The sequence below is a fragment of the Comamonas fluminis genome, from assembly GCF_019186805.1.
GTDB classification, from domain to species: Bacteria; Pseudomonadota; Gammaproteobacteria; order Burkholderiales; family Burkholderiaceae_C; genus Comamonas; species Comamonas fluminis.
Genome location: NZ_CP066783.1, coordinates 1725895 through 1738187, shown reverse-complemented (window position 1 = coordinate 1738187; position 12293 = coordinate 1725895). Strand labels below are relative to the sequence as shown.

Below are 12293 nucleotides of genomic sequence, written 5' to 3'. Positions count from 1 at the left end.
TCCCTGAAATTGGTTATTTTGAAGTTCTGCATGCTCCAAAGAAGCCTGAATCACAATGACCGCCATGCAGCGAAAACAGGACGATTTTTTTGAGGAATCCATCTCGGAGGAGACAACCAAACTCCCTCGTTCACGGAAAGCCGCCCCCCAAAAGGCACGCAGCGGCTCGGCTGTAACACTGGCACCCGAAGCCGCGCAATGGGCCGATCTTGCCGCCCAGTTACCTGCGAATCTGCGCATGGGCGCTTCCACCTGGTCCTACCCCGGCTGGGAAGGTCTGGTCTGGGATGGGGCCTATTCCAAGGACGTACTGGCAAAAAAAGGCCTGGGTGCCTATCACCAGCACCCGCTGCTGCGCACCATCTGCGTGGATCGCACTTTCTGGAAGCCGCTGACCAACAGCCAGTACGCAGCGTTTGCGGCGCAGGTCGATGATGACTTTCGCTTTGTCGTCAAATGCCCGGCAGGGGTGACTGATGCGCAGGTGCGCACCGAAGAGGGCAAGCCCCGCGAGGCCAACCCTGCCTTTCTGGATCCGCGCCTGGCGGTGGAGCATTTTGTGCAGCCCACGCTGGAGGGCCTGGGCGCCAAGCTGGGCGTGCTGGTGTTTCAGCTCAGCCCCCTGCCCTGGTCGCTACTCACCCGCCAGAGCGAGCTGTTTGCCAGACTTGGACTGATGCTGGCCGCCGTGCGCCAGGCGCTGGCACAGCACCCTCAGGTGATAGTGGCCGTGGAAGTGCGCGACCCCGAGTTGCTGACTCCCGCGCTGGTCGATACGCTCAAAGCCCATGGCGCCACGTTCTGCCTGGGCCTGCACGGCAAGATGCCGCCTATTGAGGTGCAGCTGCACACCTTGCGCGCGCTGTGGCCCAGTCCGCTGGTCTGCCGCTGGAATCTGAACCGTATCTTCGGCGCATACGGCTATGCCGATGCCCAGAAAAAGCACGAACCGTTCAGCGAAATTCGCAGCGAAGACCTGCACACCCGCGCCTGGCTGGCGCGCACCATCAAAGGCATTACGGGCGCAGGTCAGCCCGCCTTTGTCACCATCAGCAACGATGCCGAGGGCTGCGCGCCGCGCTCCATTGCCCTGCTGGCGCAGGCAATTGCGCAGCTTCAAAAGTCTGCCTGAGGCCTGCTACAAAAAAATTCAATATAAATGGGCTGAAGTCCAGGTTTTATAAAGACAGTTAGCTATCAAAATAATAGAGCCCGCAAACATGAGTGTTGCGGGCCTAGCTAAACGTTGCTCTGTATGAGAGCGACTCCGTCAAGCTCAGTCTTTCAACATTGCCAACGGGTGCGAATGCGCAGGCCAGGGGCTGTCAAAAAACGCCTGCCACTGCGCATCGCTGACTTCTTCAATGCTGGCGGGGTTCCAGCGCGGGCTATGGTCCTTGTCCACGGCCAGGGCGCGAATGCCTTCCACCGTCTCGCTCTGGCCGGGGCGCAGATAAAAGCAGTGGCGCACCATATCGCGCTCCATGCGCAGGTCCTCGGCCAGCGTCATCTTGCGGGCACGGCGAATCTGCTCCAGCACCACATGCAGCATCAGTGGCGAGCGCTTGCGCAGCGTTGCCGCTTCGGCCTTGGCCCAGTCGCTGCCTTGCTGCAGCGCCTGCTCGATCGCGGCCACTGTGGGCAAGGCAAAGCAGGCATCAATCTCGGCGATGTGCTCTGCATTCTTGGGCTGAACGCTCACAAAACGCGAGCGCACCACGGCGTTGAGCGCTTCCACATTGGCAAAATCCGTCGTCGCCAGCGTCTCCCACAACTCGGCCTGCTGGTCGCTGGGAATGCAGCCATCGGCCAGCTTGAAGGCCACAGCATCGCCCGCGCCAATGGTGTCACCAGTCAGCGCCAGCCATTCACCCACCGCACCGGGGCAGCGCGAGAGGAAATAGCCACCGCCTACATCCGGGAACAGGCCAATGGCCGTCTCGGGCATGGCCATCTTGGTGCGTTCGGTCACGATACGCAGCGAGCCGCCCTGGCTGATGCCCATGCCGCCGCCCATGACGATGCCATCCATGAACGCGATATAGGGCTTGCCCAGCGTGTGAATCAGGTGGTTGAGCGCATATTCCTCGGTGAAGAAATCTTCAAGTTCCGGGTTGCCCTGGCTGCCAGCGGTATGCAGAAAGCGAATGTCACCGCCTGCGCAGAAGGCACCGAAAACGCCATCCTTGTTGCTGCCGCGAATCGCCACCGCCAGAATCGCGTCGTCTTTCTGCCAGTCCAGCAGCGTTGCCAGCAAGGCGCGCACCATTCCCAGAGACAGCGCATTGAGCGCCCTGGGGCGGTTGAGCGTAATCATGCCCAGCTTGCCGCGCACTTCGGCAATCACATCAGGCGAATCGGTGCTCTGGGTCGTCGTCATTGTTCTTACTCCTTGAATCTGTGTTGATGCGGGCCATGCAGCGCCTGCCCAAACGAAGCCCGATTATGCGAGCCACACCTGCGCCAACCGGGACAAGGATGTGACAAATGCCGCCAGAGCGGCGGCCGGAAAAACCATACTGCCACCTGTGCTCGCTAATATGAGAGGCCTGATGGCGACATTCCTGCCCGGAATGCCACGCCGCCCATGTCCTGCTTCATGACCGATCTTTCGCCACCGCCCGACTCATCTGCCGAGCAGCCCGCCCCGGAGCCTGCCGCACTTTCCGCTCCGCTGCGTTATTTGCTGATCGCCTTTGCCCTGATCTGTGTGCTGCTGGGCCTGATCGGCGCTGTCGTACCAGGCATGCCCACCACGGTGTTCATCCTGATGGCCGCCTGGGCTGCTGTGCGCAGCTCACCCCGGCTGCACCGCTGGCTTTATGCGCACCGCATCTTCGGGCCACTGCTGCGCAACTGGGATGCGGGCGGAAAAATCACCCGCCGCGTGAAGTGGACGGCCACCTTCAGCATGGTGTTCAGTGGTGCGCTGATTCTGTATTTCTCCCACAAGCCCTGGATAACTGCCGTGACGCTCAGCATCATGGGCTGCGTGCTGATCTGGCTGTGGCTCAGGCCCGAACCCTCACTCTGAACGAGGCAAACACACAGCGCCCACGCCACTCGCTGAGGCTCTGAATTTTTTGAGCGAATGGATATCGCGTAAGATTCGCCCCGATCACAGGTGTTTTCAGGCGCGTTTTGGGCCTGAAGATGAAACGAGAAGCAGGTGAATGACACAAGCCACCAATCCTGCACTGCACCCGCAACGGTAATCAAAGATATTGAGGCACAAGTCATTGCCAGCAATGACAGTCACTGCGAAAGCGGGAAGGCGTGCCTGAATTTCAACTCTCTGAGTTGAGCTTTGTAAGTCCGGAGACCGGCCTGATGTGACCAAGGCGCAGCGGGATTGCATGTGGCTTGATGGGCTGCTGCACTCGCACAGTCAATCTCCCTCCTCCCTCTGCACATCTCAATCATCTGGCCCGGGTATCGGCCTGACTGACGTGGATTTGGCATGGTGCGAGGATCTCTGTGGCTGGCTCGACTGCAGCCCGCTGAATGTGGCGACATCCGCTTGATGGCGGTGGCAGCGCTGCATGGCTGATTCCGTCAAAATTCAGGGTTGGTGCCCCACCGCCTGGAAGCCCATGCAGGCGCAAGACGGCTGGATTGTGCGCATTCGCCCTCATTGCGCCTCCCTCAACGTCGCGCAATGGCGCGCACTGGCTGAACTGGCCCTGGCACACGCCCATCCGCAGCTGGAGCTGACCCGGCTGGGCAACATTCAGCTGCGCGGCGTGCACGCATCGCAACTGGGCCAAGTGCGCTCGCAACTGGTGGCCGCCGGACTGGTGCCAGCTAACGCAGATGAAGACCTGGCGCCCGCCGTCCATTGCAGCCCTCTCTATGCGCGCCATGACCTGACACATCAGCTGGCGCAGTCGCTGTCTCACGCTGCAGCCACGCGCCTGAGCCCGCATGCACTTCAAACGCTGGGCCTGAATGCCTTGCCCAGCAAGTTCGGCCTGCTGGTCGATGATGAGCAGCAAAGCCTGCGCGATATTGGCGCCGATCTGCGCCTGCATGTCTTGCCCGCCAGCGCCCAGACAGAGCACTTCGCCCCGCGCTATGCACTCACACTGGGCGGCTCTGGAAAGACCCATGTCTATGCCAATGCCACAGAGGCCATTGAAGCCGCTGTGCAGATCGCCATTTGGTTTGCCAGTGAACGCGTGCGCGGCAATCAGCAAGACGACAGGCAAGCCATCACACGGCTGCAGCAGAAGCTGGCGTATTTGCCGCAAGACCTGCCCGCGCTACGGACAGCAACGGTACTGGAAACATCGCCCGACGCATCGGCAACCTGCCCCCTCACACCCGGCGAACACGGGCGGCACTTTGTTCTGGGTGCCCCACTGGGCCGGGTGAATGCGCAAGCCGTGCTCTTGCTGGCAAGCCATCTTCCGCCAAACACCGAGATCAGAGTTACGCCCTGGCGCTCGCTGCTCGTGGCAAATGGCGCCACAACTATTGCGCCGAAGGCGCTGGACAGCGCCTCATGGATTGTCGAGAGCCGTGACGCACGAAGCCGCGTTTCTGCCTGCACCGGCAGCCCCGGCTGCACGCAGGCACTGATGCCTGCGCAGCAGCTGGCACTGCAATCTGCAAAACATCTGCCCGAGGGCATGCATCTGCACATCAGCGGCTGCGCCAAGCTGTGCGCGCTTGGCAAAGAGGCCACCGCCGTCGTTTATGCAAGCCAGTCTGACGCGGCGCAGCTGCTGCTCAACGCCTACACCGCTGCACAGCCGCAAGCCCGTATCCAAATTCCCTTTCAGGCCCAGTTATCAGAGCCTGCACAAATACAAGAACTGATCCATGAGCTATCAATATGAAAAGCACGGTGAAGAAATTTACCGTCAGTCTTTCAGCATCATTCGCCGCGAGGCAGACCTGGCCCGCTTCACCCCGCTGGAAGAACGCGTGGCCTGCCGCATGATTCATGCAGCAGGCATGGTGGAGCTGGCGGCGCACATCCATTTTTCGCCCGACTTTGCCGAGGCTGCTGAGGCAGCGCTGCAGGGTGGCGCCCCCATTCTGTGCGACGCCCGCATGGTCAGCGAAGGCATTACCCGCAAGCGCCTGCCTGCAGACAACTCCATCATCTGCACCTTGCAGGATGGCCGCACCGCCGAGCTGGCCCAGTCCATGGGCAACACACGCAGCGCCGCCGCGCTGGAACTGTGGCGCGAGCACCTGAATGGCGCCGTCGTGGCCATTGGCAATGCGCCCACGGCGCTTTTTCACTTGCTCAATATGCTGCAAGACCCGGCCTGCCCTCGTCCCGCCGCCATCATCGGTTGCCCGGTGGGTTTTGTAGGCGCGGCGGAGTCCAAGGATGCGCTGCGCGAATGGGGGCAAATTCCTTTTGCCATCGTTGAAGGGCGCCTAGGTGGCTCAGCCATCACCGTGGCTGCTGTCAATGCCCTGGCCACCTCTGTTGAATAAGGCCTGCACCATGACTCAAGGAAAAATTGTGTGCGTGGGTCTTGGCCCTGGCGACCCCGAAATGATGAGCGTGAAGGCCGACCGCCTGCTGCGCAATGCGCGCCATGTGGCCTATTTTCGCAAGCTTGGCCACCCCGGCAAAGCACGGCAGTTGGTCAACGGCCTGCTGCACGCCGAGGTCACCGAATACCCGATGGAATACCCGCTGACCACGGAAATTCCGCACGACGACCCACGCTATATTGCCCAGCTTTCAGACTTCTATCTGGGCTGGCAAAACCGGCTGACCGATCTGGCGCGTGACGAGGAAGTCATTGTGCTGTGCGAGGGGGACCCGTTTTTCTACGGCTCCTTCATGCATCTGTACGTGCGGCTCAAGCAAGCCGCACAGGCACAGGTGGAGGTTCTGCCCGGCATTCCCGGCATGGTGGGCTGCTGGCACGCCACCGGCATCCCCATGACCTGGGGCGATGATGTCATGAGCGTGCTGCCAGCTACCTTGCCTGATGAACCGCTGCGCCAGCATATGCAGCGCTCCGATGCGCTGGTCATCATGAAAGTGGGCCGCCATCTCGCTCGCATCCGCACTCTGCTGACCGAGCAAGGCAAGCTGGATCAGGCCTGGCTGGTCATCAACGGCACCATGAGCGATCAGCAAGTCATGCCTTTGCGCGACGCGCCTGAGCGCTGCCCCTACTTCGCCATCGTGATCGTGCATGGCAACGGCCGCCGCCCTGCCAATGATCTCTGAGGCAGGCCGCATGACACACGCAAGCTCACAAGGCAGGCTCACGGTGGTGGGCCTGGGCCCGGGCAATGCCGAGCTGCTGACGCAGCAAGTTCGCAACAGCATTGCCAGTGCGACAGACGCCTTTGGCTATTTCCCCTATATCGAACGCCTGTCGGGTCTGGAACACCTGACTCTGCACGCCAGCGATAACCGCGAGGAGCTGGAACGTGCACGCGCCGCGCTGCATCTTGCGGCGCAAGGCAAACAGGTGCTGATGCTTTCCTCGGGCGACCCCGGCGTATTCGCCATGGCCAGTGCAGTCTTTGAAGTGCTGGAATACGCCGCGCCGGATGAGCAGTTGCTGTGGCAAGCCGTGCACATCGAAGTGCAACCCGGCATCACGGCCATGCTGGCGGCGGCTGCGCGCCTGGGCGCACCGCTTGGGCATGACTTTTGCACGATCAATCTTTCGGACAACCTCAAGCCAGCCGAGGTGATAGAGCGACGCATTTGCCTGGCCGCGCAAGCCGATTTCGCCATGGCGTTCTACAACCCCTGTTCAAAATCTCGTCCACAGGGGTTTGAACGTGCGCTCAAGGTCTTGCGCCAGGAGTGCGAGCCAGAGCGTCTGATCTGCTTTGCGCGCAATGTCAGCCGCCCCGATGAAACGCTGAATGTTGTGCCGCTGGCTGCCGCAAGCGCCGAGATGGCCGATATGCGCACTCTGGTGATTGTGGGCAACAGCCTGACCCGCAAGGTTGGCCCCCATGTCTACACCCCGCGCAGCTATGGCGTGCAGGCCCGTGGCTGAAGCCAGCGCATCACAGCCGCTGGCGCAGCCAGGCCATGGCCTGCTGCGGGCTCTGACACTGCTCCCGTTCGGGGAGCACTGGCCGGTCCACCATGATGACGGGGATCTGCAGCGCTCTGGCCGCTTCGATCTTGGCATAGGTATCAGGACCACCCGCGTTCTTGCTGACGATGCAGTCCACCGCATGGCGTTTGAGCAATGCCATTTCATCCTCAAGCGCAAAAGGCCCGCGCGCCACAATCAGCTCATAACTGCCGCAGGGCAATGGCAGCGCTTCATCCGTCTGATCGACCACCCGGAGCACATAGCGCTGCTCGCTAGCCTGATGCGCAAAAGCAGCAAGCTGCTTGCGGCCAATGGCCAGAAAGACGCTGCGAAATCTTGGCGGGGCACCAGACGCCACCACCTGCGCCGCAGCCTGCATATCTGGCACAGAAATCCATTGATCGCCAGCTTGCAAGGACCAGCCAGGCCGCTCCATGGACAGCAGGGGAATGCCTGCCGCAGCGCAGGCTGCATGTGCATTACGGCTCATCTGCGCTGCAAACGGATGCGTTGCGTCAATGACATGGCTGATGCCGTGCTCTCGCAAATAAGCCAGCAAGCCATCCACACCGCCAAAGCCCCCCACGCGCATTGGCAAGGCCGGAGTGCGCCGGGTCTGCGTCGCGCCTGCATAGGAATAAACCGCAGGAACGCCAGCTTCGCTCAACAAGGTGGACAGAACATAGGCATCAAAAGTGCCGCCTAACAGGAGAACTTGGGTCATGGCCAATCCGTGGCTTTCAATCATTGGAATTCATCCCTCAGGCCTGCAAGGCCTGAGCGCTGCCGCACTGCAAGACCTGAACAGCGCCGAGCTGGTCTTTGGCAGCCCGCGCCACCTTGAGCTGGCACAAGTTGGCAGCCGTGGCCGCACTTGGCCGGTTCCGTTCAGCGTCGATTCCGTACTGCAACTGCGCAAGCAAATTCCGGTTGCCATCCTGGTCTCGGGCGATCCGTTTCATTTCGGCGGGGGAGCGTCGGTTGCCAAACACCTGGAAGCAGGCGAATGGCGCAACCACCCTCAGCCCTCTACATTTTCATGGATTTCAGGCACGCTGGGATGGTCGCAGGAGCATACGCATTGCCTGGGCCTGCATGCCCGCAGCTTTGAAACACTGACGCCACTGCTAGCCCAGAGCGAACGCTTTATCTGCCTGCTGCGTGATGCCGCCGCCGCACAGGGCATAGCTTCCTGGCTATCCCAGCATGGCTGGGGAAGCAGCCTGATGTGGCTGATCTCGCAGGCAGGCAGCGAGCAGCAATGCATGGAAACTGGCACGGCCAGTGAACTGGCTGCCAGCTTGCTTGCCCAGCCTGTGCAAGCGCCCGTTGCTGCCGCTTTTGAAGCCCGTGGCGGCTTCGGCCTATCACAGGTTCCGGGGCGCAGCTGCGACGCATTTGCGCATGACGGGCAGATCACCAAAAGCCCCATCAGAGCCATGACACTGGCAGCGCTGGCGCCGCGCCGCGGTGAATGCCTGTGGGACCTGGGGGCTGGCTCAGGCTCTGTTTCCGCAGAATGGTGCCTGGCAGGCGGCAAGGCCATTTGCGTAGAGCAGCACGCAGAACGCGTTGCCAACATCACCGTCAACGCCGCACGCTATGCACTGAATCTGCAAGTCATTCATGCAGACTCGATGACAGCACTCAACAGCCTTCCGGGCACCGCAGATGCTGTCTTTGTCGGCGGCGGCTTCAACCAGTCTTTGTTTGATGCGCTGTGCGCAAGACTGCGCCATCCCTGGCGTCTGGTGGTCAATGCCGTCGCCCTGGAAACCCAGGCACTGCTGATGGAACTGCATCGACGCCACGGCGGCCAGCTACAACAACTGCAGTGGAGCGAAGCCGTGCCCCTTGGGCGCATGCATTCGTGGCAAGCCGCCCGCCCGGTCGTTCAATGGATATGGAGCTCGCAGCCATGACGTGGCTGTATGCGGGCTGGGGATTCAGATCAACTGCGAGCCCAGAGTCATTTTCCAGTTGCTGGCAGCAAGCCTGCATGCTGCAGCCGCAACTGGAGCGCTGGCCCGGAGTGCTCTGCTTTTCCGTTTTAAGCCACAAGGCCACAACCGCTGCCGGAAAAGCGCTGCGGGGCTGGGCAGAGGCGAATTTCACGCCGCTGCAGTGGCTTGACTGCACGGAGTCAGATATCAGGCAAACGAAAACTATCTCTACCTCTTCGCGACTGCTGCAGCGCTTTGGCACGGGCAGCGTCTCTGAGGCACTGGCGCTTCAGGCCGCACTAAACCACAGCGCCCATCGCTGCAGCCCACCACTCGCACCCCGTCTGCTGCTGCCGCGCATAGTCTCTGCGGATCGCCAAGCCACGCTGGCAATTGCCACGATTTCGGCACCGGAGCAGACACCCCCTATTCTGAAAACTGGAGTTTTTTCTTGACAGTCCACTTCATTGGCGCCGGCCCTGGCGCAGCCGACCTCATCACAGTGCGTGGTCGTGATTTGCTGGCCTCAAGCCCCGTCTGTCTCTATGCGGGTTCACTGGTGCCGACCGAACTGCTGGCACATTGCCCTGCAGGCGTTCGCCTGGTCAACACCGCCCCCATGTCACTGGAAGACATACTGGCGGAAATGCAATCGGCCCACACGCAAGGACTGGATGTTGCACGCCTGCACTCTGGCGACCTGAGCATCTGGTCGGCCATGGGCGAGCAACTGCGCGGCCTGCGCGAGCGCGAAATTCCCTATACCGTGACGCCGGGTGTGCCCGCCTTCAGTGCGGTGGCTGCCGCCCTTGAAGCAGAGTTGACCCTGCCGGGCTCCTGCCAGTCGGTTGTACTGACACGCACATCCGGTCGCGCATCCAGCATGCCCAGCGGAGAAACACTGGCCGCTTTTGCCGCCACCGGCGCGGTGCTGGCCATCCATCTCTCGGTGCATGTGGCCCAGGAAGTGCAGCAAGAATTGATCAAGCACTACGGCAAAGACTGCCCTGCCGCCATCGTCTGGAGAGCATCGTGGCCCGATGAGCTGATTGTGCGCACCACCGTGGGCGAGCTGGCATCTGCCGCACAGAGCAACGCGCTGCAGCGCAGCGCACTGATGCTGGTGGGGCCTACGCTGAGCCAGCAGGATTTTGGCCTCAGCCGTCTTTATGCCAATGACTATGACCGCCGCTACCGCCCCCGTGGCGATGAGCCCCGCTTTCCTGCAGGTACCGAGGGGGTTTGATGCTGGAAATATCGCTGATCGGCATTGGCACCGGCAACCCGGATCACATCACTCGGCAAGCCGAAGAAGCTATTCGCAATGCCGATCTGATTCTGCTGCCACACAAGGAAGACAACAAGGCTGAGCTAGCCCAGGTTCGCCTGTCGTTGCTGCAGCAACTGATGGTCAGTGACGAGCGGATTGCGCATTTCGACATGCCGCTAAGGCGCCAGCAAGGCTCGGACTACGACAGACAAGTTGACGAATGGCATGACGCAATTGCCCTGCGCTGGCAGGAATGTCTGCACCAGCGCCTGCCCTCCGGACAAGGCCGCGTTGCACTACTGGTCTGGGGCGACCCCGCACTTTATGACAGCACTTTGCGCATTGCATCGCGCCTGGGTCTGGCCCGAGAGCAGGTGCGGGTCGTTCCCGGCATCACGTCCATGCAGATGCTGTGCAGTGCGCATGGCATCGCACTCAATGAAATTGGTGCGCCATTTCTGGTCACCACAGGCCGCCAGTTGCGCGAAGGAGGCTGGCCCGCAGGAATTGACACCCTGATTGTCATGCTCGACGGTCAGTGCTCTTATGAGCAGATATCTCAGCCCGATGCCGTCATCTACTGGGGCGCCTATCTGGGAATGCCGCAGCAGGTGCTGATGTCCGGAAATCTGAATGCCGTGAAGAATGCCATTACCGCCCGGCGGGCGCAGTGCCGGGCGCAGCACGGTTGGATCATGGATATCTATCTTCTGCGTAGAACCGCAAGCGCCGAGGCTAACTTGCAGCCCTGATCTGCCATTCAAGCCGCAAAATTGATAGCTGCAAGCGCATACATATCAATGGCTTCGCGGCAAAAAAAGGAATCCCCGTACTGGCAAGCGCGGCACAGCGCCAGTCAGTACGGGGATTTCACCCTCCATATGCTTGATGCAGCGATCTCAAGTCATGTAGCTGTCACCTCAGCATGAAGTGCGCATGCTCAGAACGCGTAAACCGCGCGCACCCAGAATGATTTGCCTTCTGCGCGATTGCGTACATTGAATTCGCGCTCAAACTTGGCCGACAGCATCATTCCAAAGCTGGTTGTGTAGCGAACCGACGGGCCAAAGGCCATGGCACGGCCCTTGCTGCCATCAATAGACTGGCCATTTTGCTTGTCCTTGCTCAGTTGCTGGTACACATAGCCGCCTACGCCTGCAACCAGCCCGTTGCCAAAGCCCCAGCCCAAGGTGTAATCAGCAAACCACTCGATACCGGAGCGGTAGTCGGTGTCCTTGTTGCGAGAGTTGAAAACCAGCGTGTTGCGCAAATCCCAGTTGATGCCCTCTTTCTGCACGTAGCTGAATCCCAGCTTGGGAGAGATGGCCCAGTGATTGGTACCCACATTCGCCAGGGCGTTCTTGTCATAACGACCGGTGGGCATATCAAGATCAAGTGCACCAAGAGCATGCAGCTTTTCGCTGAAGTGCCAGCCAATACCCGCGCCCAATGTGGTATCACCCAGGCCGGTACGGGTTTGAGAGAGGCCGGGAGCAATATCAACACTGACACGCGCAATAGGCAGCACGGCCTGCAATGCCAAGTCGCCGCCCGCCACCTTGACTGGCGTGACCCACACAAAACGGTTTACCAGCGCATTCACACCCACTTTGAAATCCGGGCCTGTCACGGTGTTGCCGCGATTGTCCTTGGCACTGTCCGCCTGGTAGTTACGGTAGTAGGCAATGCCATAAAGTCCCGGCGGAGGCAGTGCACTGCTGGCGGTACTTTCGATGCCCGGCGGGTCGATAGACACGCCACCTTCGGTCGCGGCGGCATTAAAGTGAGCCAGCAAAACGACGGATGTAACGGCAACGGAAGTGGTTACCTTGCGAAATTCCAACATGGTTTGTCTCCTGAAGTTGATAAAAGCCGGATCGCGGTAGCGCCTTCTGGTGAGGCATTGAAATACCGTTCCGATCTCGTTCAGGATGATGGCGAGGTCCAGAATTTTGCCTAGCTCCTTACCCAGGGGGTCAGCACAATTCACAGCACGCTTTGAGCATTTCAGCAAAAAGTGTCAAAGCCCGTCAGAAGCGG

At 60.6% G+C, this 12293-nt stretch carries 13 protein-coding genes and 1 riboswitch; of the genes, 10 read left to right on the top strand and 3 right to left on the bottom strand.

The genetic code is table 11. The annotated features are described in order from the left end of the window. The first annotated feature begins 64 nt into the window (after nucleotides 1–64). The gene (locus JDW18_RS08305) at nucleotides 65–1132 is read left to right on the top strand and encodes a DUF72 domain-containing protein (RefSeq protein WP_218243817.1); all 1068 of its coding nucleotides are present in this window, start codon (nucleotides 65–67) and stop codon (nucleotides 1130–1132) included. 144 nt (nucleotides 1133–1276) lie between these two features. Here JDW18_RS08305 and JDW18_RS08300 read toward each other — a convergent pair whose 3' ends face one another. Next, nucleotides 1277–2380 (bottom strand): enoyl-CoA hydratase/isomerase family protein, encoded by a 1104-nt coding sequence (locus JDW18_RS08300; protein WP_218243173.1) that lies wholly within the window; start codon nucleotides 2378–2380, stop codon nucleotides 1277–1279. Nucleotides 2381–2599: 219 nt separating this feature from the next. Between JDW18_RS08300 and JDW18_RS08295 the strand changes: the two genes are divergently transcribed. The 5 genes from JDW18_RS08295 (at nucleotide 2600) to cobJ (ending at nucleotide 6995) form a co-directional block, all read left to right on the top strand. Further along, nucleotides 2600–3034 (top strand): YbaN family protein, encoded by a 435-nt coding sequence (locus JDW18_RS08295; RefSeq protein ID WP_218243172.1) that lies wholly within the window; start codon nucleotides 2600–2602, stop codon nucleotides 3032–3034. Nucleotides 3035–3115: 81 nt separating this feature from the next. Beyond that, nucleotides 3116–3345: riboswitch (cobalamin riboswitch) on the top strand. A 197-nt stretch (nucleotides 3346–3542) separates the two neighbouring features. Further along, complete coding sequence (locus JDW18_RS08290) at nucleotides 3543–4841, top strand: nitrite reductase (RefSeq protein ID WP_218243171.1); 1299 nt, start codon at nucleotides 3543–3545, stop codon at nucleotides 4839–4841. Further along, entirely contained in the window at nucleotides 4825–5454 is a 630-nt protein-coding gene (locus tag JDW18_RS08285; RefSeq protein ID WP_218243170.1) for a precorrin-8X methylmutase, read from the top strand. The genes JDW18_RS08290 and JDW18_RS08285 overlap by 17 nt, the downstream gene beginning before the upstream one ends. 10 nt (nucleotides 5455–5464) lie before the next feature. Beyond that, a complete protein-coding gene (gene cobI / locus JDW18_RS08280; RefSeq protein ID WP_218243169.1) occupies nucleotides 5465–6205 on the top strand; it encodes a precorrin-2 C(20)-methyltransferase in 741 nt (246 codons plus the stop codon). 10 nt (nucleotides 6206–6215) lie between these two features. Next, complete coding sequence (cobJ, locus tag JDW18_RS08275; protein WP_218243168.1) at nucleotides 6216–6995, top strand: precorrin-3B C(17)-methyltransferase; 780 nt, start codon at nucleotides 6216–6218, stop codon at nucleotides 6993–6995. A 10-nt stretch (nucleotides 6996–7005) separates the two neighbouring features. Here the strand turns inward: cobJ and JDW18_RS08270 are convergent, their stop codons facing one another. Next, nucleotides 7006–7764 (bottom strand): cobalt-precorrin-6A reductase, encoded by a 759-nt coding sequence (locus JDW18_RS08270; RefSeq protein ID WP_425514786.1) that lies wholly within the window; start codon nucleotides 7762–7764, stop codon nucleotides 7006–7008. Between JDW18_RS08270 and cbiT the strand changes: the two genes are divergently transcribed. Genes cbiT through cobF form a run of 4 tightly spaced genes read left to right on the top strand, consistent with a single transcriptional unit; the run spans nucleotide 7763 to nucleotide 11005 of the window. Then, nucleotides 7763–8962, top strand: a complete 1200-nt coding sequence (gene cbiT, locus JDW18_RS08265; RefSeq protein ID WP_218243167.1) for a precorrin-6Y C5,15-methyltransferase (decarboxylating) subunit CbiT — start codon at nucleotides 7763–7765, stop codon at nucleotides 8960–8962. The genes JDW18_RS08270 and cbiT overlap by 2 nt on opposite strands. After that, nucleotides 8938–9438, top strand: a complete 501-nt coding sequence (locus tag JDW18_RS08260; protein WP_343216768.1) for a cobalamin biosynthesis protein — start codon at nucleotides 8938–8940, stop codon at nucleotides 9436–9438. Before cbiT ends, JDW18_RS08260 begins: the two co-directional genes overlap by 25 nt. Continuing rightward, nucleotides 9435–10229, top strand: a complete 795-nt coding sequence (gene cobM, locus JDW18_RS08255; protein WP_218243166.1) for a precorrin-4 C(11)-methyltransferase — start codon at nucleotides 9435–9437, stop codon at nucleotides 10227–10229. The genes JDW18_RS08260 and cobM overlap by 4 nt, the downstream gene beginning before the upstream one ends. Further along, a complete protein-coding gene (gene cobF / locus JDW18_RS08250; RefSeq protein WP_218243165.1) occupies nucleotides 10229–11005 on the top strand; it encodes a precorrin-6A synthase (deacetylating) in 777 nt (258 codons plus the stop codon). The genes cobM and cobF overlap by 1 nt, the downstream gene beginning before the upstream one ends. A 188-nt stretch (nucleotides 11006–11193) precedes the next feature. Here cobF and JDW18_RS08245 read toward each other — a convergent pair whose 3' ends face one another. After that, nucleotides 11194–12099 carry a SphA family protein gene (locus tag JDW18_RS08245; RefSeq protein ID WP_218243164.1) on the bottom strand — a complete coding sequence of 302 codons (906 nt, stop codon included), beginning with the start codon at nucleotides 12097–12099 and terminating at the stop codon, nucleotides 11194–11196. Nucleotides 12100–12293 lie beyond the last annotated feature (194 nt).